The organism is Cloacibacterium sp. Arc13, assembly GCF_041431305.1.
In the GTDB taxonomy this organism is placed as follows: Bacteria; Bacteroidota; Bacteroidia; order Flavobacteriales; family Weeksellaceae; genus Cloacibacterium; species Cloacibacterium caeni_B.
In genome coordinates, this window is sequence record NZ_JASMRM010000007.1 from 54,636 (window position 1) to 79,079 (window position 24,444).

At 32.7% G+C, this 24,444-nt stretch carries 17 protein-coding genes and 1 tRNA gene; 6 read left to right on the forward strand and 12 right to left on the reverse strand.

The features are described 5' to 3' along the window. Positions 1–68 precede the first annotated feature (68 nt). The 4 genes from QO190_RS07060 to QO190_RS07075 form a co-directional block, all read right to left on the reverse strand. Positions 69–1,265: an ABC transporter permease gene (locus QO190_RS07060; protein WP_371462169.1), complete on the reverse strand. Its 1,197-nt coding sequence runs from the start codon at positions 1,263–1,265 to the stop codon at positions 69–71. A gap of 146 nt (positions 1,266–1,411) precedes the next feature. After that, positions 1,412–2,371, reverse strand: a complete 960-nt coding sequence (locus tag QO190_RS07065) for an HlyD family secretion protein (RefSeq protein WP_371462168.1) — start codon at positions 2,369–2,371, stop codon at positions 1,412–1,414. A 36-nt stretch (positions 2,372–2,407) separates the two neighbouring features. After that, positions 2,408–3,814: a TolC family protein gene (locus tag QO190_RS07070; RefSeq protein WP_371462167.1), complete on the reverse strand. Its 1,407-nt coding sequence runs from the start codon at positions 3,812–3,814 to the stop codon at positions 2,408–2,410. 113 nt (positions 3,815–3,927) lie between these two features. Then, the gene (locus QO190_RS07075) at positions 3,928–9,864 is read right to left on the reverse strand and encodes an alpha-2-macroglobulin (protein WP_371462166.1); all 5,937 of its coding nucleotides are present in this window, start codon (positions 9,862–9,864) and stop codon (positions 3,928–3,930) included. Positions 9,865–9,976: 112 nt separating this feature from the next. Here QO190_RS07075 and QO190_RS07080 point away from each other — a divergent pair, with 112 nt between their 5' ends. From QO190_RS07080 to QO190_RS07095, 4 genes are all read left to right on the forward strand, one after another. Then, positions 9,977–10,717: a hypothetical protein gene (locus tag QO190_RS07080; RefSeq protein WP_371462165.1), complete on the forward strand. Its 741-nt coding sequence runs from the start codon at positions 9,977–9,979 to the stop codon at positions 10,715–10,717. A gap of 9 nt (positions 10,718–10,726) precedes the next feature. Next, positions 10,727–11,806 (forward strand): DNA replication/repair protein RecF, encoded by a 1,080-nt coding sequence (locus tag QO190_RS07085; RefSeq protein ID WP_371462164.1) that lies wholly within the window; start codon positions 10,727–10,729, stop codon positions 11,804–11,806. 33 nt (positions 11,807–11,839) lie between these two features. After that, complete coding sequence (locus QO190_RS07090) at positions 11,840–12,079, forward strand: hypothetical protein (protein WP_371462163.1); 240 nt, start codon at positions 11,840–11,842, stop codon at positions 12,077–12,079. Between the two features lie 92 nt (positions 12,080–12,171). Next, entirely contained in the window at positions 12,172–12,462 is a 291-nt protein-coding gene (locus QO190_RS07095) for a hypothetical protein (protein ID WP_069796711.1), read from the forward strand. Here QO190_RS07095 and QO190_RS07100 read toward each other — a convergent pair. From QO190_RS07100 to QO190_RS07110, 3 genes are read right to left on the reverse strand one after another with little or no spacing between them, the layout of a single operon-like run. After that, positions 12,440–14,467 carry a recombinase gene (locus QO190_RS07100; RefSeq protein WP_371462162.1) on the reverse strand — a complete coding sequence of 676 codons (2,028 nt, stop codon included), beginning with the start codon at positions 14,465–14,467 and terminating at the stop codon, positions 12,440–12,442. The two genes, QO190_RS07095 and QO190_RS07100, sit on opposite strands and share 23 nt — an antisense overlap. Positions 14,468–14,480: 13 nt before the next feature. Continuing rightward, positions 14,481–15,125, reverse strand: a complete 645-nt coding sequence (mtgA, locus tag QO190_RS07105; protein ID WP_371462161.1) for a monofunctional biosynthetic peptidoglycan transglycosylase — start codon at positions 15,123–15,125, stop codon at positions 14,481–14,483. Between the two features lie 45 nt (positions 15,126–15,170). Further along, positions 15,171–16,217 (reverse strand): ABC transporter substrate-binding protein, encoded by a 1,047-nt coding sequence (locus QO190_RS07110; RefSeq protein WP_371462160.1) that lies wholly within the window; start codon positions 16,215–16,217, stop codon positions 15,171–15,173. A 45-nt stretch (positions 16,218–16,262) separates the two neighbouring features. Between QO190_RS07110 and QO190_RS07115 the strand changes: the two genes are divergently transcribed. Continuing rightward, positions 16,263–16,336 (forward strand) — tRNA-Arg (locus QO190_RS07115). A gap of 145 nt (positions 16,337–16,481) precedes the next feature. Next, positions 16,482–17,192, forward strand: coding sequence for an ABC transporter ATP-binding protein (locus tag QO190_RS07120; RefSeq protein ID WP_371462159.1), 711 nt, complete (start codon positions 16,482–16,484; stop codon positions 17,190–17,192). Here the strand turns inward: QO190_RS07120 and QO190_RS07125 are convergent. From QO190_RS07125 to QO190_RS07145, 5 genes are all read right to left on the reverse strand, one after another. Further along, the gene (locus QO190_RS07125) at positions 17,189–17,701 is read right to left on the reverse strand and encodes a threonine/serine exporter family protein (RefSeq protein WP_371462158.1); all 513 of its coding nucleotides are present in this window, start codon (positions 17,699–17,701) and stop codon (positions 17,189–17,191) included. The two genes, QO190_RS07120 and QO190_RS07125, sit on opposite strands and share 4 nt — an antisense overlap. A gap of 1 nt (position 17,702) precedes the next feature. After that, entirely contained in the window at positions 17,703–18,497 is a 795-nt protein-coding gene (locus QO190_RS07130) for a threonine/serine exporter ThrE family protein (protein WP_371462157.1), read from the reverse strand. A gap of 121 nt (positions 18,498–18,618) precedes the next feature. Further along, a complete protein-coding gene (locus QO190_RS07135) occupies positions 18,619–20,037 on the reverse strand; it encodes a hypothetical protein (protein WP_371462156.1) in 1,419 nt (472 codons plus the stop codon). 152 nt (positions 20,038–20,189) lie between these two features. Then, on the reverse strand, positions 20,190–23,375 hold the full coding sequence (locus QO190_RS07140) for an efflux RND transporter permease subunit (protein ID WP_371462155.1): 3,186 nt from the start codon (positions 23,373–23,375) through the stop codon (positions 20,190–20,192). Position 23,376: 1 nt separating this feature from the next. Beyond that, positions 23,377–24,441, reverse strand: coding sequence for an efflux RND transporter periplasmic adaptor subunit (locus QO190_RS07145; protein ID WP_371462154.1), 1,065 nt, complete (start codon positions 24,439–24,441; stop codon positions 23,377–23,379). Between the last annotated feature and the right edge of the window lie 3 nt (positions 24,442–24,444).

Sequence of the window (24,444 nt, forward strand, 5' to 3'; positions counted from 1 at the left end):
ACACAAAAAAGGCGTTTCAGTAAACTGAAACGCCTTCGAATAAACATTAATAAAAAAAACTATATGGATTAAACGAACCTCTGGTCGTCATAATCTTCAGAGAGATGATATTCTTTGAACAGCATTTTGATTTTGATTTTCAATGCAATCCAGCCTAAAAGGAAATAAACCCAACCTAAAATAAATAAGTGCCAGAAATATTTTTGGGTTAAATAATCGGAACCTTTTTCTACCACCAATATTTTCAGCGCTTCCAGGTATGGAGTTAAAGGAATAATTTTAGTGAAATATGTAATAAAATCTGGCATCGCGTAATTTGGCCAAGTAAATCCACTGATGATAAACGCAGGCGAAGCAATTACCATTAAAATTTGTGTTGCCTTCAAAGCATCTGGAACCAAAATACTCACCAAAACACCTAAATTAGTTGCTGCTACTACAAAAATTGCAGTTATCAAAAAGAAATTCATGGCGTTTTCTGGAAGTGGAATTTTAAAATACAAACTGCATAAGTAAAAAACCAAAATATTTAAATTGGAGAAAATCCAAACGGGTAAACATTTAATCGCCATTACCAAAATTGCATATTTGTGTTTCCCTGCAAAATCTTTTATGAAAGAATCTCTTTTAAATTCCTCGGAAAACGTAACTGCCATCGCCAAAAGAATAACTTGCTGTAAAACCACTGCCATCATTGCTGGCCACATGAAAATTAAGTAATTACTCGTGGTGTTAAAAAGCGTAATATAATTGGCTTTATAAGGTTCTATATTGGCTTTTGCTTGGTCTGCATTCATTCCTTTTTTCTGCAAAGCTTTCATTTCGGCACCCGCTGAAAAAGTTCCTAAGGTTAATTGAATCGCTTTTGAAGCAAAATTAGCAGTCAACACATTCGAAGTATTGAGATACACGTTAATTTCTGGATATTTCTTTTGCAGCATATTCGCCTCGAAACGCTCCGGAATTATAACAACTGCTCCTGCTTCTGTTTTGATGATCTCATCTTTCAAAATTGCTGGTTCATCTACATAATTCAGCACTTTCAGCGTTTGATTATCATCTAACATGTCTACAATTTGATTAGACAATGGAGTTTGGTCATGATTAATTACAATCACAGGAATATCCGTTACTTTTCCCTTTTCATAGGTAAAACCTAACAAAAGCGCGTAGAAAATGGGAGCCATAAAAAATACAGAAAGCATTGTTTTGTTCGTGAAGAACAAATGAAACTCTCTTTTTAAAAGGTATCTTAACTGTTTCATTTTTTCTAAATTTTATTTTTTTTAACCACAAAAGAGACAAAAGCTTTTCCGTTTTAAAGTTTTCCAAAAGAAAAAAAACTTTTTTTACTTTTGAATTGCTTATTTTCAAACATTTCTTTTGGAGCTTTTGCGGTTTTTAGTTAAGATTATTTTAAAGTTACGCTAGAATTCACCAAAATATTATTCACTTTTGCTCTATCTGTAGGAATTACTTTAATTTCGTAAACCGCATCTTCTGGTTGATAATCTGGGAATGCTGTGGTAATATCTGCATATTTTGTCAATTGTTTGATAGAAACTATTTTCCCTGAAAACTCTTGATTTCCGAAAGTAGATTTCATATTCACGGTCATTCCTTTTTGATATTTAGAAATTTTACTTTCTGGAATGGTAAAACGGAAATAAGTCGAATTCGGAATATAACCGTTGAAAAGTGCATAACCAGCAGTTGCCAATTCGCCTACATTTAGAGAAATAGTTTCAATTTCCATATCATTGGTTGCGATAATATATCTTTCAGAATAGGCAACATTAGCTTCTTGGAGAACACCTCTCGCTTGATTTTCTTGACCGATTGCCATTTCTATTTTTTCTAATCTTGTACCGATTTCCACATCGTGCAATTCTGCATTCACTGCGTCATATTGCGCTTTTGCACCTTGTAATTTAGCGAAAGCCTCATCATAATTTTGTGGAGAAAGCAAACTGTCTTTGTACATATTTTGCGCTCTTTTAAAAGATTTTTGAGCATATTCATATTGTTCTGCTAAACCTTTTTGTTTGGCTTTTAACTGACGAAGTTGGTCTGCAGTTGCGCCATTTTTCGCCAATTGTGCTTGTGCAGTTGCTGCAGCAGTGGCTCCTTTTGCTTGAGCAATTTTTGCAGAAACTTCTGGAACGTCTAACATTGCGAGGGTATCTCCTGCTTTTACGGTTTGTCCTTCTTCTACATAAATTTTTAAAATTCTACCTGTAACTTTTGGCGCGAAAGAAACAACTTCTTTTTTAGTTTTTCCTTCGGTTAATTGTTGTGGAGTTTCGTTTTTACAAGCTCCTAGAGAAAGTAAGGTTACTAAAAATAAAGATTTTACAATATAGTTTTTCATTGGATTAAAATATTTAATTGATTAATGTTTATCGTTTTATAGTTTTTCTAAGTTTAAATTTTGAGTAGATTTCATCAGTTCTACCGCTGCTCTTCTTTGGTTGAACACAGCAGTTTGATATTCTAATTCTGCGTTTTCTAAATCGTTTTCTGCTTCTATCAATTGCGTAGATTTAATCAAACCATATCTGAATTCTTTTTCGGCTTGTGTCATTGCATTTTTAGCAATTTGTTTCGCCTTCGCTTTTAAGTCTACTTGCGCATTTGCAATGTTATAATTGGTTTGATTATTGGCTAAATTGAGTTGTAATTTTCTTTCGGCATCAGATTTTTTACTTTCTAAAATCTCTCTTTCAATTTTTGCTTTTTCTACTTCATGTTTTCCTTCATTTCCGTCAAAAACATCCCATTTAAAACCAATTCCCGCTTGAAAAATCGGCAGTAAATTAAGATTGGTCAAGTCATAATCTAACTTTGCGCCAGTTCCCGGCATTAATTCTTTTGATGAAGAAAGATTGGTATTATAAAATCCCATGTATGAAAGAGAAGTCATGGCTTGAACTTTCGGAATCCACCACGTTTTTTCTGCTTTTATTTTGGCATCAATGGCTTTAATCCCAAAATCCAAAGCTTTTAATTCTGCTCTATTTTCGATGGTTTCATTGGTAAGCAAATAGTCTATTTTTTCTAAATCAGGATGGATGAGAGCAATTCTCTCTTTGTCAATTCCCGTTAAAACATTTAATTGAGTAATCAGCAACTCTTTTTTGCCTTCGTATTCTACCATTTTAGAATCCAAAGTAGCTTGTGCCAATTCTATTTTTTTGTAATCATAAGGAGTAATTAAACCATAACCTAAAGCTTTTTCTGCTGTTTTTTTATTGGCATCGAGACGTTTTTTGCTTTCATCTAAAACTTTTTTAGATTCTATTACAAGTGCAAATTGATCATAAGCTTTAGAAATTTGAGTAATGACTTCGTCTTGATTTTTGACTTGTAAAGCTTGAGTCGCATTATTTTTCTCGGTCAAAGCTTGTTTAAGATATTTTACTTTTCCGCCAGAATAAAGAAGCGCTTTTGCTTCAATTTTTGCGGCTGCATCAAAACCCGACAAAGTAAAATTATTATCAAAAGTTCCTTCTGGAAAAACCACACCCGGAAAAATAGGTTTAATCGCAGGAATGGCAATTTCTGGTGAAAGGAATTTTGCCGTAGCATTTAAATATTCTCCTTTTCCTGAAATTTCAACTTTGGGTAAGAAAATGTCTTTTAATTTTTGTTGGTCTAATCCATTTGCTTTAGACTCTAAATTTTGTTGTTCTATGGCAGCATCTTTGGTCATCGCTGCGTCTACCAATTCCTTGAATGAAGGAGCAGTTTGCGCAGAGAAGGACAAAGGAAAGCCCATCATTGCTGTAAAAATTAATGTTTTATAGTTTTTCATTTTTAATGTTTGTTTACAGATGCAAAGTTGCGACGATTAAAAAAATATTCCTTTGACATTTGTCAAAAAATAAAATCGCCCACAAAAAATTTGTAGACGATTTCATTTTTAAATTATTCACTAATTGAAATTTTAGTTCCTTGTGTATGAGCGTTCATTTGTGGAGCATAATAATTCTGCATCGTTGTAATTCCGTTGCTGAATGTTCCTGCTGCATTACAAATATAATCATACTCAAAAACGTATTTTCCTTTCGGCATGTATTCGATGTAGAAATTGGTAGAAGCATCTTTGGTAACTTGATAATAACCTAAATTATTCTTCCATTGATAGCCAGAAAGTACATCAACCGGTTCAAAACCTGCTGCTCTCATATCTTTCAGATGAATAAATTCCATATTTCTATCGGTGTTCAAAATCATTCTTACCGTTACTTTATCCCCGATTTTTAGTGGAGCATTTTCTGTAATTTTCTGCAATTCTTCACCATTTACAGTTTTCACTTTTTTGTACAATTCTTTGGTAATAGAAATATAAGTTTCCGAGGATTTAATTTTGTCTAGATCCTCATAATATTGCCAGAATAAACCACCTTGTACAATTCCAGCTCCTGGTTTTGTAATGGTTACTGTGGCTAAATTTTTATCTATTTTATCTGAATTCACCGCTGACTTCACATAACCCGTTGCTTTTGTATCAGGATTTACCAAATCTTTTCCGCCCCATATTATTGTGGCTTTATCGCTTTCCGCTGAAGTCCAAGATTTTCCAGAATTGAGAATCGTGTAAATCACTTCGGCAGTACTTCTAGAAGTATCCCAATTGGAAACTTCTTTCTGCGTAATCAGCCAAATTTTCATTTCTTCCACAAAATTTTGGTCGGCTGTCAATTTATTGAAAGCTTCCAAAGCACCAGCGTGATTTACGGTTTTAGAAGAATACCAACCCCAATCGTTAAGATTTTGTTTCCAATAAATACCTTGTGTTTCACTTTGCACAGAAGTTTCTTTCAAATAAGTCAATAATTTTTTAGAAACGTCTTTCAAATTGTAAGCATCAAAAAGTAATGCTGCTCTATGTAATCCAAAGAAAGTGAAGTCGGTTATTTTAGCAGTTTTAGCTTTTGAAATCACTAAATCTTTCATTTTCTTGCCATCACCTTTTAACGGAAATTCTTTTTCCCAATAATGCCGGGTATCCAAATAATCTAACACATAATTATTCCAAACATTGCTTCGACTACGCTCAGCAACCGTATTTACATCGAAATATTTGCTCACTTCATTATCCACAAATTTCACCAATTGAGAAACCATTTCTTTTTGTTCGGTAGATTGATAATCTGCCAGATTTCCTTTCAACCATTCATTAATTCTACCTAAATTTTTCAAAATATATAAGGAATTGTAGTATGAACTTGGGTAACCAGCGTACCATGAGAAACCACCATCAGGATTTTGCAGTTTTTTCAGTTCGCTCCAATCATCGTTGATTGAATTTCGCATGGTATTCGCATCGAACAATCTTGCCAATTTCTGCATTTGTTCGGTTTCGTTTTTAGCATCTAAAACCCAAGGTGTTTCTTCCAACAATAATTGTTTCAATTCTTGATTTTTCTCCAAATTTGAATTCAATAAACCTTTTGCTTGATATTCATCAAAAACAGTTTTCAATTTCGGATTGGCTTTGAAAATTTCAGACGCCAAAACATCGGCAAACCATTTATTGAAAACCACATCAGCCGAAAGATTGTTATCATTTTTGAGACTTGGCAACGCAAAAATCACTTCCCAAATGGGATTGGTCGTCAATTCTAAAGTATTGGAAACATTGGTTGCCGTTTTAGAATTATTATTTTTCAGATTTTCTAAAACAAAGGTCTTGGTTTGTCCTTCTTTCACAAAAACAGGAACTGCATCAGTAACCAACATTCTATTTGGCAAAACCGCAATTGCTTTTTGTTCACCATCAGAAAATTGACCAGCTTTTGCTACGTTTTTGATAATTATTGAGGAAACTCCGTTCGGAACTTTTACATTCCATTGAACGGTTGTGCTTACATTTGCATTGAGTGTAAATGATTGTTCTACGTTGTAACCAGCAGCTGCATTTAACTGGTTAATTCCAAATTTTTCGGTAATATCTTCATTGGTGAAAGCATCTAATATTTGCAATTTCGCAAAACCGTTGAGTTGTTGAGTCGTTAAGTTGCTCAATTTAGATTTGAAAACCAATTCATCACCTTCTCTCAAAAATCTAGGATAATTCGGTGTTACCGAAAATTCTTTTTGCGTAACCACCGTTTTTTCTAAAGTGGCGGCTTGTGCATTTTTGGTATGTGCTAGAAACATCAATTTCCATTGTGTAAGCGCTTCTGGAGATGTAAATTCAAACGATACATTTCCGTTTTTATCCGTCATTAAATTTGGATAGAAAAATGCGGTTTCGTTGAGATTTTGGCGAATTTTTATATTTTCTATTTCATAAGGACCATCTTGACCTTCTTTTATATCAATGTTTGGTGGTGGTGGAGTTGATGGTGGAGCTGACATTGAATCCATTTTAGCATAACCTAAAGATTCTTCTTTTCTTTTTGAACCATATGCCGTAACTACAACTTCATCAATTGATTTTGCTCCTCTAATTCTTATTCCTCTGTTATAAATTCCTCCATCAAACCAATCAAAATCAGGTCTATTAACACCGAAATTATTAAAATATTTTAGTCTTTTGCTGTAATATTTTTGGTCTAAACTTTCATTGATGCCGTATTGAGAAATCCAGTAAGGTTTACTGTAAAGACTTTGCCAAGAATAAGTATTTACCGCAAATTGGTCTAAAGATTTATCATACATATTCGCTAGAACTTCGGCAGTTACTTTTTCTTTGGCATCGCCAGAAATTTTCACACTCCATTTTTCTTTGGAATTCGGTTGTAATTTATCTCTAAACGTTACCAATTCTATTTTCAAAGGCTTTTTATCCGAAGAAATTTTCACATCTTGCGAAACAGTTTGCACATCATTGAAAGCAATCATTTGAAACTGAACATTCAGATTTTCTATGCTAATATCTTTCGGAAGTGGAACTTCATAAACTAAAATTCCGTTTTTAATCGGTAATTGCTCAAATTGCGTTTTTCCATCACCGTTTTGAACATATACATTGACCAAAGCATCTGGAATGGCTGAATAAACGTAGAATTTCGCCTTTTCAGTTCTGTTGTATTCAGATTTTACGGGAATTACTTTTAAGAAAGGCTTTTGATTTTCAGAAAGTTTAGCTTTATCAAAAACTTCAAAAATTTTCTCCGTTTTGATGGTATCTTTTCCTTCGATGTTAAAGAGTTCGAGTTTGTATTTTCCAGCGTAAAGTTTTCCTAAATCTAAATTGGTAATTGGTAATTGGTCTTTAGTATTTGGACTTTCTATTCGTTCAAATATTTTGCTTTCAACTTTATTCTCTTTCTCCGATTTTTCAAAATAATCATGAGGGAATTTCTGTACAAAAACTTCTTTGCTAAAGATTGGCGCATTCTGAATTTCATTTTCAAAATTGGTTCTGAAAACTCTTTCTTGAGTTGATAATTTTGACAATTTTGCGGTGTAACTTTTCTTTAAAATCTGGTCGTTGTAATTTTTAGTTTCTACTTTTACATTGACATTTTCATCTGTAAAATAATTTTCTTTAGTATCTGAAAGTGAAATATAATGCGAAACCGAAGCCACTTTTAGATTGGTTTGGTCAGATTGTGTTTCTCCGTTAATATCGGTAACAGAAGCATTGATTTGATAATTATCAATCTGAATTCCTTCTAAAGTTTCATCTTTTTTGAGGTCAATTTTTATGGTGAATTCCCCTTTTTCATTGGTTTTTACTTCACCAAGAATTGAGTTCTCGTTATCATTTCCACGAGGATACCACCAGAAATATCTCCAACGAATATTCTGTTTTTTGATTTCATAATTTACGGTAGCATTATTGAGCGGAACTCCCGAAAACATCATCGCTTTTCCTTGCAATTCAATGGTTTGTCCGTACTGATATTCTTGTTTTACCGGTTCAAAACTCACTTCAAATTTCGGCCTTTTGTATTCCTCCACTCTGAAACTTTTATAACCATCAATTACATAATCCGTCACATTATCGTCGTCATTATCTACTTCTATTGTAAATTGTCCGTTCAGTTTTCCTTGCGGAAGCGTAAAACTTCCGTTCACAGAACCAAATTCATTGGTAGTTAAAGTTTGAGTAGAAATTTCTTCACCATTTGTATCTTTCAAAGTGATATTCAACTTCACTTTTGGCGTTACTTTTTCTTTGTTGGTTTCACTACTGAAAGCGGTTCCAATTACTTTAAAATAAACAGTTTGTCCAGGTCTGTAAATCGCTCTGTCTAAGAAAATTTGAGCTTGCTCTACTTCAATTCTAGTGTTAAAAGAGGTATCATACTGATTGCCATAGACTTGCAAAAGATTTACATCATTAGTAGAAGGTTGACGCACCAAAACATAGCGATAATAGCGTTTTTTATCATTTTCTGGAATTTTAAAACCAGCTTTAGCATCTGTAACTCCAGCAGATTTTTCTACATTTTGTTGAGCAACATATTCATAAAACTCTAAGTTTTCTTTTGGTAAAATTTTCCCGTTATTTCTGAGCACCAATTGCAATTCATTTGCGAAAATTTGTTGGTCTGATTTATTCTTAAAAATAATTCTAGAATTAGCGGTAATAAAGTAAAAATGGTCTTGAACATTGCCATCTACCAAATATTCTCCCACGTAAATTCCCGAAGGAAGTGGTGCAATTTCCAGCGAAGTTTTATGAGAAGTGTAATCTTTGAAATTTTTCAAAGGAAAAGTATCTTTTTTTACCAAAGTTTTCTTGAGTTGAGAAAAATAATCTTTGTTCCAAGAATTATAAATATACTTCAAAAAGCCTTGATAATCAGATTTCACTTCATAAATATTGAGCGAAAACTGTGACATATTTTTGTATTCTGCAACCAAATGAATCGGTTGATTCGGCAAAGTGGACGTTTCAAATTTTATATTGACAAAAGGCTGTTTGATTTGATTTTCCTGATTTTTGATGTTTTCTAAAAATTTAGATTTTGGATAGGCTTTTTTCACTTTTTCAATCCAAGAAAGCGCTTCATCAAATTTTTGTTCTCCTTGAAGACTGGAAATGATTTCTTGAGAGATTAAAACCTTATAATCGCCTTCTGTTGCTGAATTATAAAGAGAAATTAATTGTTCTTGTTTGTTTTTACAGTTGGTAAAAGCACAATCGTCATTCAATTTTTGATGTTTGAAGTACAATTGAGCATTTCCTGAATTTTTAACAATTAACGCATCATAAATTCCAAAAATTTTAGACTGATTTTCTTTCAATTCATTTTTAGTAAAATAATAATTATTTTGAAGATAATCAATATATTGCATTGATTTATAATCAAAAAAACTAGGGAAATAAGCAATATCTTCTACTCCATCAAAAATCTCTGCATATTTTGAAATGGTGATTTTTTGTAACGCTGCATCTTGTTTTGAAATTTCAGAAAAATGTTGGGCAAAATAATTTTTAAAATCTAATTTGCTCCATGTTTCGATTTGAGAAAAATCTTGCTTTTCTCCAGTATTTACATTCGTTCTTTGGTTAATTTTCCATTGATTTTCATCGTAATAATCTTGAAAAAAGTCTCCCAACAATACTTGAAAAACCAATTTTTGTTCGCCTTTTAATTTTTGGTCAAAAGATTGTAATTTTTTAAAAAATTGAGAAGCAGTATCATTTTGAGTATCATCTTCGGTAAGGTCAATCACGCTTAATTCCGCTTTCAAAGATTTAATCAATTGAATTGCATTATCTTCTGAAATTGCACGTTTCTGAATGTCTAAAATGAGCGGAAGATTAGATTTATAAGTTCCTTTCTTATAATTTTCAGAAATTTTCTTCCATTGTTGGTCATAGTATTTTTGAGCTTTCATAGGAGTAATATTCCAAATAAGGAATAGTAAAATGAAGATTTGGGTTAGTTTTTTCATAATCAAAAAAGATTTTTATTGCATTAGAATAAAATGTCACGAAAAATCAAAAATAGATTCTTCATTTCGCTTTGCTTCATTCAGAATGACAAAGTGTTTTTATATTTGCTTAATGAACGTTATAAATTTACTAAAAAAAATTCTACTAAAGTCGCAGATTTATGTTTCTCTGTGTGCAACGCTATTAGGCGTTTTCATCTTGCAAGAGCAAGAATCTTACCAAAATACTTTAGCATTCTTACTTTTCCTTACATTTTGGAATGGATATTTTTTTACCATTTATCACAAAAGAAAATTTGCAAAAATTTGGAATATTTTGGGATTTGTTCTTATCAGTTCCATTCTTTTGAAATATTTTGACCTGAATTTTTACTTGAAATGGCTGATTGTTTTAATTCTTGGTTTTATTTACAACGCAGATTTTCTAAACATTAACCTTCGACAATTTTCTTTGGTCAAAACTTTTTATGTGGGATTTATTTGGGCGCTGAGTTTGGTCTGGTTTCCTCTGAAAGAGATGAATTGGGCGTGGTTTTTTATTATTTTTTTCTATACTTCTGCCATTACTTTCCCATTCGAAATTAGAGATTTAAAACGAGATGATTTCACAACTTTACCTATGAAAATCGGCATTCAAAACACGAAGTATTTAAGTTATATTTTTCTATGTTTAAGTTCAGTTTTGACGATATATTTTCTGAAATTTGAATTTGCAATTTCGCTGTTCTTAACCTTTACCTTTGCCTCTATCTTAATTTATTTTTCTCATCAAAAACGTGAAGATTGGTATTATTCTTTTTTAATGGAAAGTTTAAGCCTAATGCCGTTTTTAATTCTCGTTTTATTGAAGTAATTTTGCTACATGATCATCAAAAATCTGAAAATATTCAATTTCAAAAATCACAGTGAAAAATCATTCGATTTTTCGCCAGAAATCAATTGTTTCGTGGGAAATAACGGCGCTGGAAAAACCAATATTCTAGATGCACTTCATTATCTTTCTATGGCAAAAAGTTTTTTGGGAAATCTTGATGCTCAAAACATTTTACACGACAGTGATTTTTTTGCGATAGAAGCAGAAATTCAAGGAGAAGAAAAAAATGACATCATCAAAGTGCAATTGCCAAAAGAAGGTAAAAAAATCATTAAAAAAAATGATAAAACCTACGAAAGAATTGCAGACCACATTGGATTTTTGCCCAGTGTGATGATTTCTCCTTATGATGCGAACCTCATTTCTGATGGCAGCGAAAGCAGAAGAAAATTTCTAGATGCCATGATTTCTCAGACCGATTCTGATTATCTTTTTGCCCTGATTCATTACCAAAAAACGCTTCAACAAAGAAATGCATTGCTCAAATATTTTGCTAAAAACAGAACTTTCGACCTCGATTCGCTTGAAATATACAACGAACCTTTAACCAAATTTGGAACTCAAATTTTTGAAAAAAGACAACGTTTTGTAGCCTCTATTTTACCAACAATTCAACATTTCTATGAGATTATTTCAAAAGGAAACGAAAAAGTTACTGTGATTTATGAAAGTAATTTGAATGAACAAAATTTTGAAGAAATTTTAAGCGAAAACCTCGAAAAAGACAGGGTTCTCACTTACACTTCACGAGGAATTCATAAGGATGATTTGCGCTTCGAAATGAACGGAAATTTGATTAAAAAATTCGGAAGTCAAGGTCAACAAAAATCTTTCCTCATTGCTCTGAAATTGGCTCAAATCAAAAGAATAAAAGACATCACGAATAAAAATCCTATTCTTCTTTTGGATGATATTTTTGATAAGTTAGATGACAATAGAGTTTCTCAGTTGATAGAATTGGTGAACCAGCAGAATTTCGGACAGATATTCATTACAGACACGCATAGAGAACGTACAGAATCTGTGGTGAAAAGGATTAATGAAGAATCGAAAATCTTTCAGATTTAAGAGCCAAGTAAAAAGTAAAAAGAGCCAAGTAATATGAAGACTATAATAGAACTTGAAAATTATCTAAAAATTAATTATCCTGAATTAGATTTTTACTTAATTGGCAATTTCGGCAAATATGGAAATGAAGGCTTTGGTTTGGAAAAATTTGGAAGTTTATATGTTTGGTTTTATTATGAAAGAGGAAATAAAGAAAATTTACACTATTTTAGAACTGAAAAAGAAGCTGTAAATTTTGCTTTTTTGGAAATTGAAAAACAGATTAAAAAATAAAATTTCGCACTGATTGAGCTAATTTTGCTGATAAAAATTTGTGAAATCTGTGGGAAAATAAAAACAAATTGCTTCGCTGCGCTCGCAAATACATGAAAAAGAAAAGAGAATATCAAAGTTCTGAATTGGTGAAAAGTTTTGCCAAGTTGTATGGTTTTGAGGATAAATTATTGGCTTTACAAGTCAAGGATTTTTTGAAAAACTATTTAGACGAAGCATTTTTCAAAGAAATAGAAAGCGTAAATCTGAATGAAAAAATTCTAGAAATCAGAATAAAATCTCCACTTTTCAGAAATGATTTTAGAATGAAAAAGTCATTTTTCCTCAAGAAATTTCAAGAAGAATTTGGCGCCGACCAATTTATGGATGTGTATGTTTTGTAGTATCCGAAATTAATTTTTTGGCTCTTTCGTCTAACACAGAACGAATTGGGAAAAAGAAAATCAGCGGATTTTTGAAGAAATATTTAATGATACTGCGGTTAAGATTTCTCACCTCACCAAAGTTCACTTTTCTAGAACGGAATGCTAAAACCATCGACAATCCAAAGCTTACTATAAAGTTTAAGAAACCAATCAAAAATACCGTTACAAAAGCAATAATAAACGTTTGGGTATCAATTGAAAATTCTTTTCCGTATAATCCTAATGCAAAATTTCCTGCCGCAAAAGTAATATGACGAATATCTAAATCCAGTCCAAAAAACTTACCGATGGTAGCTGTAGAACCTAAGAAAATCCCTAACCAAAGGTTAGACATAATTCCCGCCCAATTTTTAGAATAATATTGTGAAAGATTCTCGGCAAAATTTCTTCCGAAAAGGTAATGGATATAAGGATTTTTGGCAATTCGCTCTGGTATTTTATAAAAAACAGAGGTGTTGCCTACATTTCCCGCAATAATCCCCGAAATGAAAAGATAAACTCCCGCTAAAGCGGCATGCAATAAAGCTTTAGAATGAAATGGGTCTAAATCTTTGAGTAAGGTAGAAGATTTTTCAATGGCAAAATTCTGTCCGAAAAGAATTTCTAAACCATAAATAATGGCCAAAGCAATCGGGAAACTCAGCAATACATTTCCTACAAACGCAATGAACTGACTTCTGAATAATTTGGAAACCAAATGGGCAAAATCTAAATAATTTTTAGAATTATTTTTCCCTTCAGAAAGCACTTTTGCCATCGTTGCAGCAGTCATGGCTGGTTGTTTTGTAGCCAACGTGAAATTCATTAAATAAATCATAATGAAACCCATCGCATAATTAAAAGAGTATAAAAATGCATGGTAAAATTCACTGCCTGGAACATAAGCATACAACATTTTTATAACACAAAGCGCACCTACAATAATTCCACCACCACTTGCTTTTTTGAACATTTTAAGATATTCTTTTGGCGAAGTCGTAATGTAATTGGTTCCTGTTTCTGCGGTATGTGTAGTAATGAGATGCGAAAGCAATGTGGTGCTATCATTGAATAAATCTCGGATGTTATTTCGGTGAGATTTATAATCTAAAATATTGATAACCAAATTTTTAGACTTTCTTATCACATCTTTTTCATCATCAATGACTAGAAGTTCTAAAATTTCTGAAATACGTTGTAATTGTTGACGAATTTTCAGTAGAGATTGATTGGTTTTACCAGAAATTCCGTATTTAGAAGCATTTTTGAACGCTTTGCTGATGAAAGCAAAACATTGTTGAAGATAAATTTTAATTTGCTTATAATGACTATCTTTAGAAGTAAGAACGATGGCTTGATTCTTTTTGAAATCGCTGATAAGAATATCTAGCTCATCTTGTAATGCCAAAAATGGATTGTCGAAATTTTTATATTCTGGAGCCATTTTCAGCACATCTACATCTAAAGCGTTTCCAATAGCTCTCCACGCCAAAATATTCATCGAAAAAAGAAGTTCTTTTTTCACTTTTGGCTGTAGAATCATGCGGTCGATTTCCAACATTCTGAAAAGTTCATCAGATTCTTGTCTAGAAACTTTTTTGATGAATTTAAAATCAGCATTATCTCTGAAAAAAACGTTTGAGATGACGTTAGAAATATTATTATCATCTTCTACTGGTGGTAGAAATTTTGACAAAATTCTTTTTCTTAATTCCGGAAAAAAAGCGTCTTCTGAAAGAATATTGGCTTCGGTAAGAGAAAGGTTAAAAGCTCTTCCCATAAAGACAGTATTGATGTAATACACCAAGTTTTGTCTTATTTCTTCGTGCTCTTTAAGAAAAGTTAAAAAATTAGAGAAATTTTCTTTTTGTAAAGAATGAAAAAGTTCTGTAAGAGGTTTTAATTCACGCGTTTCGTTCTTGATAGAAAAATATTTATCAAGAATCTCTGCTGAACTTTGCGATGTATTGAATTGAAACCTCACGAATTGTCTTTATTTACTCCAAATTTACGTAATTCATTTGTCTCATCACCCAAGAATGTTTTCTAGAAAGATAAGAACTAGGATTTTTCGGGTCATATTTTTTAGGATTTGGAAGACAAACTGCAATCCAAGCTGCTTCTGACTTGGTTAAATCTGCCGAAGATTTCCCAAAATAGTAGTGACTTGCTGCTTCTACCCCGAAAACGCCTTGTCCCATTTCTATGGAATTCAGGTAGCGTTCTAAAATAATATCTTTGCTCCAAACTTTTTCTATGATAAAGGTGAAAATAGCTTCCAGACCTTTTCTTACGTAACTTCTGCCGTTCCAAAGGAAAATATTTTTAGCGGTTTGTTGAGAAATGGTACTTCCTCCTTTTAATTTTTTTCCTTTTTGATTATCGGCAAATGCTTTTTGGATGGCTTGAAAATCAAAACCATTATGTCTGTAAAAATTCTGGTCTTCGCTCGCAATGACAGCCTTTTTTACGTTTCTTCCCATTTCATCAAAACTGATGTAATCTCTGTCTAGTTTTTGATATTTCACCAAACCTTCTATTTGCGTAATGGTAATAATCGGATTAAAAAATCTTCCCCAAATAATAGAAAAAATGCTGATGATGGCAATGGTATAAAATAGTTTCTTAATAAATTTCCACATAAAAATGTAATCTATAATAGTTGATTCAAGTTGCAAAAATAACGACTAATTCAGTTTTTTCATATACAATAATGAATCTTTTGGAAAAATCTCTGGATGAAAAATTTTAATATAGTCTTTCAAAACTAAATCTGCTCTCACCACTCCACTTTCGAAATAATCATTGGCAGAACCTTTTTCTCTACCAGAAATCGTGTAAATATCGCCTTTTTGGTAGACTTTCATCTTCGCATAATTCGGGTTGATTTGAAGTAAATCTTTCTTGTTTTTATGATTTCCTACATTTACCCAAAATTCTGCATTTTCGGCTCTAGAAAAGACTTCTTCGAAGCTTTTGGGGGTAGATTTAGATTCTGAATTATCTCCAAAAATATATTGGGCATTTGCATCCTTGATAAAATGTGCGATTTGAGAGTTTCCGCCTGCTACAAACCATTGATTTCCGTAGATTTCATTGGTTAAAACTTGCGGTTTATTCGTAGATTTTGCTGCTAAATTCTTATACGAATTATAATTTTTTTCAATTTCTGAATATTTTTCTAATGCTTCTTTTTCTTTACCGAGAAGTTTACCGAAAACCTCTATTATTTTTGCTTTTTCGAGGGGTTTCTCTTCTAAATATTCATCAATAAAGATAATTTCTATTCCGTTTTTCTTTAAAACTTCATAAGTATTCTCGAAACTGGCAACGTAATTGGTGAAAATAGCATCTGGTTGATACGCGATGATTTTTTCTACGTTGTATTTCTGTTCGTTTCCGATGTTTTGAATTTTATTTTCTTGGATTGATTTCTGTATTTTCTCTGAAAAAATATATTCTGGACTGGAAACGCCAATGATTTTTTCTTCTGCACCTAATTCTATAAAATAACCAACCAAACTTGCGTTGAGCAACATAATTTTTTGGTATGGCAATTTAGAATGAGGAATTTTATACTGATGTTTTCCTGATTTTAAGAGTAAAAAATCGCCATTTTCTTTGAACTGAATGTTTTTAGAAATAACAATCCAATCTGTGGACAATTGATAAGTTTCTTTTTTACAAGAAATTACCACCAATAACGCAAAAAAAGCAAAAAAATATGATTTCATTCTTCAAAGAAAGCAAAAAAGCATTATATTTGCAAACCGAATTTCGGCCTCGTGGCGCAACTGAATAGCGCATCTGATTACGGCTCAGAAGGTTACAGGTTTGAATCCTGTCGAGGTCACAAAAATCCCAAGAATTTTCTTGGGATTTTCTTTTTGGAAGAAATTCCAATTTTATAAAATCAATCGTTCTTACGGAACTCTATTTTCAAAATATTATCTCTATTTTTGCGTTAACAAATTACTATTTCTTATTACGGATTACTTATGTCTTTAGAAATCAAAAATCTTACAAAAAAATTTGGTGAACAAACAGCGCTTCACAACATCAATTTAGATATTGACAAAAATGAAATCATAGGACTTTTAGGACCGAATGGTGCGGGAAAATCTACCTTGATGAAATCTATTGTTGGTGCTCTAAAAATAGAGGAAGGAGAAATTATTTTTGATGGAAAAAACATTACCGAAAACGAAACAGAAGTAAAGAAAAACATCGGTTTTTTGCCAGAAAATAATCCACTTTATTTGGAAATGTATGTGAAAGAATATTTGCAATTCGTGGCAGATATTCACCAGATTTCTAAAGAAAAAGTAGATGAAATCATAGATTTAGTAGGAATCACTCCCGAAAAATCAAAGAAAATTTCTCAGTTATCGAAAGGATACAAACAGCGTGTTGGCTTGGCTCAAGCGATTCTTCATGCTCCAGATTTATTGATTCTAGATGAACCTACCAATGGTCTTGACCCGAATCAAATTCTAGAAATTAGAAATGTAATTAAAGAAATTGGCAAAGAAAAAACCGTAATTCTCTCTACTCACATTATGCAAGAAGTAGAAGCGCTCTGTACCAGAGTGATTTTGATTCATCAAGGAAACATTATTCAAGATGCTGATATTGCAGATTTTAAAGGGAAATTCAATAATTTAGAAGAAGCTTTTGCTCATTATACCAGCGTAAAAATAGAAGACTAATCGTTTTCTATTTTTCTTTTGTGGGCAAATTTCAGCATTTTCACACTCGATTGTCTGAAAAGCAATACACCGATGGAAATTCCGACTGCCAAACAAAACAATAAAGAAGCAGTAAGAACCAAATTGTGAAAAGTATTGTCTAAATCTTGAGGATTTCTGACTAATCCGCTTTCGTCTGTCAATCGAATGAAACCCAACATGGTTTTATATGCGTACATTCCGGGAATCATGGTAATACAAGCTGGCATGGTAAAAACAATAGGCGGAGTGTGAACTCTATGCGCCAAAACAATTCCTAATAAACCAATAAGAACAGTTCCGGAAAGTGTAGAAGTTATTAACCCTAAACCTACGCCTTCGTACAAAGTAAAACGCAAAGCGTGACCTAAACCACCTAATAATCCTGCGATTAATAAAACTCTGTTTGGAGTATTGAATAAACTTCCAAAACCAATGGCTACACAAAATGCGAAGCTAAAATCTTTTATGATTAATTGTAAAAAATCCATTTTAGTAAAAATTATTAATTCCAAAAATTAGAATACTCAAAGCCATTCCTGCAGCAATACACAATAAGAGAAATCCAGAATAAAAACCTCTTGCAATAGCTGTTGCAACGTATCCTTCGATTAAATCTATAACGGCATTCACCAATTGAACACCCGGAACCAAATACAGCACTGATGTGGCCAATGCTTTTTCGGGGAGTGCTCCTATTCCATAAAAAACATTAATGGAAGCGATAAAACTGGTGACAAATGCTCCACCACTAATCGCTAACATTACATTAAATTTTCGTTTTGAAATTTCTTGTCTCGCAAGTATTCCTAGCATAGAAGCAAAAAACGCAAAAGTGGCATCTATAAAATCTCCTTTGGCTAAAATACAAAGAGATGCACAAGCAATTCCTACTCCTAGAACAATTTGAATTCGTTTATGATGAGAAAGTTTCTTAATTTTTTCGAACTCTCTTTTCACATGTGGATAATCTAGATGATCACTCACCACCTTCCAAGAAAGCAAACTTATTTCATTGAGAATCCCGAAATGTACACCATGACTTGGCAATCTTTTATAATGAGTGGCGGTTTCCGAAGGGTTGTTTCTCATTTTAGTAGTGAGAATAATACCATTGAAAGAATAAAAAATTTCTATATCTACCCCGAAAACATCTGCAATACGCTTTATATTTCGTTCTATTCTACCACAATGCGCACCTGCAACCATCAATGTAGAGCCTATATCTAAGAGTAAATCATTATATTTTTCGATTAAAGGTTTCTCTTGCAACATTTCTGATTCCATCTTTAAGTTTTTACTGCGCAAAGTTAGGAATTCCTAAAATGCTAAGATTAATAATTAAACCTATTTTATATCATAAAAAAACAGTTGCAATTTTCATTGCAATTATTTTTATTTTCTAATCTTATTTATCACAATAACATTCCTTTCTAGCTCTTCGAGATTCTGAACTGTCCCAAAAAGGATAAATTTTAAATCCAAAATAGACATCAAAAGCATTAAGTTCATCTTGTCTAAAAAAAACAGGTAAAATATTATCACTTCCTATAAAAAATGGACCAAATCTAAGATATGCACCCAATTGAGGTTTTTTATACTCAAATAAGGATAATTGTGCTGAATAGGTAAATAGGCGGTGTGTTTTAGCCAAATTTACATATAAAAGATTAGGCATTTTAAAGGCATATTTATGCAAAGGAATTCTTTGATTAATCCCTACAGTTACATATCTATTTTTGAGAAGATTTCCACTATAAGATAAATGCAAAGCTGTAGGTAAAGCAACTGTAAACTGAGTTCCAACAAGAGAAGCGTTTGGATCACCATAAACATGCGAACTTAGTTCTTGTAAAAAATCAGAGATGCTTGTTAAGTGTTGAAAATCGTTAGTTCTATCAATCAAAAATGGATCGCCTTTAAAGATATGCTTTTCTCCATTGACTTTAATAAAACCTATGTCTGTAACAGAAAATGCCAATTTTTGAAGATACTCCCCTTTTTCTTTGTCATAATCTCCGTAATCTACATATGTAAAACCAATATCGCCACCTATAGAGTGTCCATAATCTTTGGGTTCATAACTATTATTATCAAAGTTGACAGAAGTCGTAACCAAAGCTTCTACATCATAATGATTGTATTCAAAAGTTGCGGAAGCTTTATCATATTTGAAATCAAATGAATTTTTCTCTTTAACTATTAATGCATCCCAAACTTTAGAGTGTTTAAAATTTAATCCAATATTAAACTCAGAAGACTTTGTTTGAAAAAAAGACTTAGAAATAAAAAAATTATTTTCTTGCAAGGTGGCCAAACTTCCTGAAAAGGGTTTAAAATCTAAGGCAAATGATGGTTGATGAACAAAATTATCATATTTATAATTTCCGTCTAAATTAAAGGAATTACCAAAAGTTCTTAATCTGGTATAAAATCCTGCTGCAAAATCTTGGTCTTTAATTTTGAATTTTACGGCAATTGCGGGACCTAGAACGTCTGCTTGAAAGTGACCATCAAATTTTTTATACACACCAAAACCGATAGTATTCTTAGGTAAATCTGGTGAACTTTTATCATCATTCACAACAAAATCCTTTTCTCCCAAAACACCTAAAACGTTCTGTTTAGAGATATATCCATAATTATTGTTCAAAAATACATCAGTAGAAATAATATTTAATTCCCAAGGATTAGAACTTTGTAAAAAAGATGATGGATTTCCTTGTATGGCATTGGTAAATATAAAACCATCATTAAAAACTCCTATCGTATTTTGAGAGAAAAAACTCTGATATAGTAACAAGATTAATAAAAAATATTTTTTCATAATAACACTATCTTCATATTAAGCGTAAATTTCGTAAAAAAAATTCTCACTCCAATATTTAGGAGTGAGAATTATCAAAATAAACTATTAAAACAAAACTATGACAGTAAGAATTTTCAGAATTTAATCTTCAATTCTTTATCTGTATATTTTTAATCTAAATGTTTTGGCGTAAAACCATCTTCACTTAGTTCTTTGTGTACATATTCTGCTTTCATTTCTGCTTCGTAATCTATCTTTTCGTGCTTGCCCATTCTTCTAAGAATAGAATCAAAAATAGAATATACTACTGGTACAATAATTAGCGTAAGGAATAAAGATGATGTTAAACCACCAATAATTACCCAAGCCAAACCTTTATTCATCTCTGCACCTGCGCCGTTTGCTAATGCAATTGGCAACATCCCGAAAATCATCGCAATAGTTGTCATCAAGATAGGACGAAGACGTGCGTGGTTGGCTTGTATTAAAGCATCGTGAGTAGATTCTCCTGCGGCTTTTCTCATATTGGTGAAGTCCACCAATAAGATGGCATTTTTCGCTACAAGCCCAATCAACATAATCATTCCCATCATGGTAGAAATATTCAGTGAATTGCCTGTAATGGCTAAAATGAGCATTACCCCAATTAATGCCAACGGAATAGAGAATAATACTACAAACGGATGCACAAAACTATCATACAAAGATACCATTACTAGATAAACCAAAATCATCGCTGCTAATAAAGCAATTCCTAAGGTACCAAAACCTTCACTTTGGATTTCCATGGTTCCTCCCCAAATATATTCTACTCCTGCTGGTTTGTCTTTGCTATCCATAAATTGGTTTGTCCATTCAGTCGCCACATCTCCTACAGGACGCCCAACTACTTTAGAAAGTACTTTTACAGCTGGAGATTTATCACGACGTTGCAATAAACTTGGCCCTGAAGACATATCTACATTAGCAAACTGACTTAAACGGATTTGCTCGCCTTTTGCGTTTTTAAACAAGATGTTTCTTACATTTTCGATGGAATTTCTGTTGCTTTCATCTAGTCTAATGTTGATATCATACTCATATTCACCCGCTTTGAATTTGCCATCTGTATTCCCATTAAATGCAGTTTGCATTACCTGACCAACAGACGCTACATTAAGCCCAAGAGCAGCCATTTTATCACGATCAAAATTTACTCTAATCTCTGGATTACCTGTATCTGTAGATAATTCTGGATCTACCGCACCTGGTACTTTTTTCAATAATTCTAAAATCCTGGTTGCTTCTTTAGTCGCTGTTTGTACATCTGGAGCAGTAACCACCATTTCTATTGGAGAACCTTCTGCACCCATTAAACCAATTGGAGCTGATTTAAATTCTACACCTGTATATTTTTCTTCGAGCTCTCTTTTTAATTTAGCTGCTAAGATGTCTGTACTTTCTGAACGTTCTGATTTATCTGTTAAAATCACCTGAATTTCTGACTGATAAGTAGTAGCTTGTGCTCCACCAAAACCAGTAGATTGTTGACCAACAGTGGTAATTAAATCTACTACATCTTTATCTTTTCTTAAGAATTTTTCAACTTCTAAAGTAATTTGGTTTGTTTTCTCGATGGTTGCATCTTTTGGCAATTCCATTTGAACCAAGAACTGTCCTCTATCAGTTTTAGGGAAAAACTCTGTACCAATATAGCCTAAACCTACCAAAGAAAAAGAAGCTATTAGCACTACAAAAGTTATTAATACAGTTAATATTCTTCTTGTAGCGGTTTTAAGACACCATTCTAAAATCCCTGTAATCCAATGTGTGAAAACATCTAACTCTTTCTCAAACCAAAGGATAAATTTTTCAAAATAATTTTTACCTGTAAGATGTTGTAGTTTTCCAAATCTTGATGACAACCAAGGAATAATCGTAAACGAAGCTAATAACGAGAACAAGGTTGCGATAGCTACTGTAACACAGAATTGTTCCAAAATATTCGCTACCAAACCGCTACTCATTGCAATTGGTACAAATACCACCACAATTACTAAGGTAATAGCTGCAACGGTAAACCCAATTTCTGCTGCACCATCATAAGCTGCTCTAATTTTAGATTTACCCATTTCCATATGTCGGTAAATGTTTTCCAATACCACAATCGCATCATCCACCAAAATACCAACTACCAAGGATAAACCAAGGAGCGACATTAAATTCAGCGTATAGCCCATTAGATACATCCCAATAAATGAAGCAATAAGCGACATTGGGATTGAAACCATTACAATGAAGGCGTTACGAACACTGTGCAAGAACAACAACATTACAATCGCTACAAGAACAATCGCCAAAAATAAATCGAAGATTACGTGGTTGGCTGAATCTAAGGTAAATGTTGTTGTATCATTAACAATTTTAAGATTAATGCCTTGCGCTGAATAATCTTTTACTACTTTATCAATTGTTTTCTGTACACTTTCTGAAACGGCAACCGCATTTGCATCAGATTGTTTTTTAACCTGCATTAAAATGGTAGGACGTTGGTTGAAACGTGCAATTTTTTCGACGTCTTTTTGAGCATCCATTACCACTGCCACATCAGACAAACGAACTTGTGCACCGTTTTTACTAGAAATTACAAGATTGCTCATTTCATCAACAGACTTGTATTTCCCTGATAAACGAATGGTAGATTTAGAAACTCTAGTCTTTACGTTACCAGTAGGGAAATCCATATTAGAACTAAGAATAGCCTGTTGAACTTCGCCAATAGAAAGGCCGTAACCTTGTAACTTTTTATCATCAATATTTACCTGTATTTCTCTCTCTTGTCCGCCAATTAGGTTTACTTGTGCAACTCCATTAACACGTGAGAAAATAGGCTCAATTTTTTTATCTAAAAGATCATAAAGTTCTTTACTATTTAGTTTATCACTAGAGATACTCATCGTAATAATCGGCATATCGTCTAATGAGAATTTGTTAAGTGAAGGCGCATCTACATCATCTGGAAGATCCGCCAAAATAGCATTTACCTTACGCTGTGCATCATTAAGTGCATAATCTACATCTGCACCTGCATTAAGCACTACCATTACTACCGAAAGGTTTTCATAAGAAGAAGCCTCTACTTTTTTTACGTTTTCTAAAGAACCTACCGCATCTTCAATCTTTCTGGTAACAGATGTTTCTACCTCACTTGGCGAAGCACCAGGATATACGGTAGAAATAGTTACTATATTGGTTTCAAATTTTGGAATGAGCTCGTATCCCATCATAGAATAGCTCAAAAGTCCTCCTAACGTTAGCAATGTAAATAATACAATAACCAACGATGGTCTTTTAATCGATATTTCTGCTAACTTCATACTACTTTATGATATTAATTTTAGAACCATTATCTAGGTTAATTTGTCCGCTGGTAATTACTTGTTCACCGCCTTTAAGTCCACTAATAACGTGTACTCTGTTACCAAATACTTTACCAATTTGTACTTTAATCATCTTAGCAGTTCCGTTGTTATCAACAATAAATAACTGACCAGAAGTTACCCCATTTACAAAAGCTTCAACAGGTACTGTTAAAAGACTTTGGTTAGAAGCGCCATTATTTGTTTTGAATACTGCTGTTGCATACATCCCTGCTTTAAGTTTACCATTATTAGAAACTTCAATTTCTACTGGGAAGTTAAGAGACGCATCACTTTTTGGTGCAATAAAAGTAATTCTTCCACTGTAAGAATCTTCTGGATATACATTTACAGAAATTGGCACGACTTGCCCGATTTGTAATTTTGAAATCTGACTTTCATCAACCAAAACAGAAAGTTTTAGCGTGTTGATATTCACAATTTCGAACATTGGCGTTCCTGGAGAAACTACAGCACCTGGTTCTACCATTCTTTTATTAATCGTTCCGCTAATCCCAGCACGTACTGCTGCATTGTTTACACGAACGCTTTGCGCACGTACAGCAGCTTGCGCATTTTTAAGTTGCAATCTAGAGTTGTCTAACTGCTGCTTAGTTACACCACCAGTTTTAAAGGCGTTTTCGTAACGTTGGTTATCAATAATTGCGTTTTGTAAATTATTTTGCGCTTGAGACATATCTACCTCAATTGCATCTTTTTTGATGGTTGCCACCACTTGTCCGGCTCCTACTCTAGAACCTTCTTTAACCAAAACGCTTACTACTTTCCCAGAAATTTCAGAAGAAAGATTGGTTTCTGCTTTTGGCAAAAATGTACCGTTTGCTGTATAATCTGTATCGATATGATCAAACTTTACCGTTTCAACATTTACATTTATTTTATCTACTTGCTTAGCAACTTCTTGTACTGTAGCTGTTTGCTGTTTCTTATTATCTACAATTTTATAAGCAGCAAAACCTGCGAATAATAGAGCTATGACAATATATATTAAAGATTTTTTCATTTT

Excerpts from the sequence above, each read along its gene's own strand:
- QO190_RS07060 (WP_371462169.1), bottom strand. The coding sequence starts at position 1,265 with ATGAAACAGTTAAGATACCTTTTAAAAAGAGAGTTTCATTTGTTCTTC.
- QO190_RS07065 (WP_371462168.1), bottom strand. The coding sequence starts at position 2,371 with ATGAAAAACTATATTGTAAAATCTTTATTTTTAGTAACCTTACTTTCT.
- QO190_RS07070 (WP_371462167.1), bottom strand. The coding sequence starts at position 3,814 with ATGAAAAACTATAAAACATTAATTTTTACAGCAATGATGGGCTTTCCT.
- QO190_RS07075 (WP_371462166.1), bottom strand. The coding sequence starts at position 9,864 with ATGAAAAAACTAACCCAAATCTTCATTTTACTATTCCTTATTTGGAAT.
- QO190_RS07080 (WP_371462165.1), top strand. The coding sequence starts at position 9,977 with ATGAACGTTATAAATTTACTAAAAAAAATTCTACTAAAGTCGCAGATT.
- QO190_RS07085 (WP_371462164.1), top strand. The coding sequence starts at position 10,727 with ATGATCATCAAAAATCTGAAAATATTCAATTTCAAAAATCACAGTGAA.
- QO190_RS07090 (WP_371462163.1), top strand. The coding sequence starts at position 11,840 with ATGAAGACTATAATAGAACTTGAAAATTATCTAAAAATTAATTATCCT.
- QO190_RS07095 (WP_069796711.1), top strand. The coding sequence starts at position 12,172 with ATGAAAAAGAAAAGAGAATATCAAAGTTCTGAATTGGTGAAAAGTTTT.
- mtgA (WP_371462161.1), bottom strand. The coding sequence starts at position 15,125 with ATGTGGAAATTTATTAAGAAACTATTTTATACCATTGCCATCATCAGC.
- QO190_RS07110 (WP_371462160.1), bottom strand. The coding sequence starts at position 16,217 with ATGAAATCATATTTTTTTGCTTTTTTTGCGTTATTGGTGGTAATTTCT.
- QO190_RS07120 (WP_371462159.1), top strand. The coding sequence starts at position 16,482 with ATGTCTTTAGAAATCAAAAATCTTACAAAAAAATTTGGTGAACAAACA.
- QO190_RS07125 (WP_371462158.1), bottom strand. The coding sequence starts at position 17,701 with ATGGATTTTTTACAATTAATCATAAAAGATTTTAGCTTCGCATTTTGT.
- QO190_RS07130 (WP_371462157.1), bottom strand. The coding sequence starts at position 18,497 with ATGGAATCAGAAATGTTGCAAGAGAAACCTTTAATCGAAAAATATAAT.
- QO190_RS07135 (WP_371462156.1), bottom strand. The coding sequence starts at position 20,037 with ATGAAAAAATATTTTTTATTAATCTTGTTACTATATCAGAGTTTTTTC.
- QO190_RS07140 (WP_371462155.1), bottom strand. The coding sequence starts at position 23,375 with ATGAAGTTAGCAGAAATATCGATTAAAAGACCATCGTTGGTTATTGTA.
- QO190_RS07145 (WP_371462154.1), bottom strand. The coding sequence starts at position 24,441 with ATGAAAAAATCTTTAATATATATTGTCATAGCTCTATTATTCGCAGGT.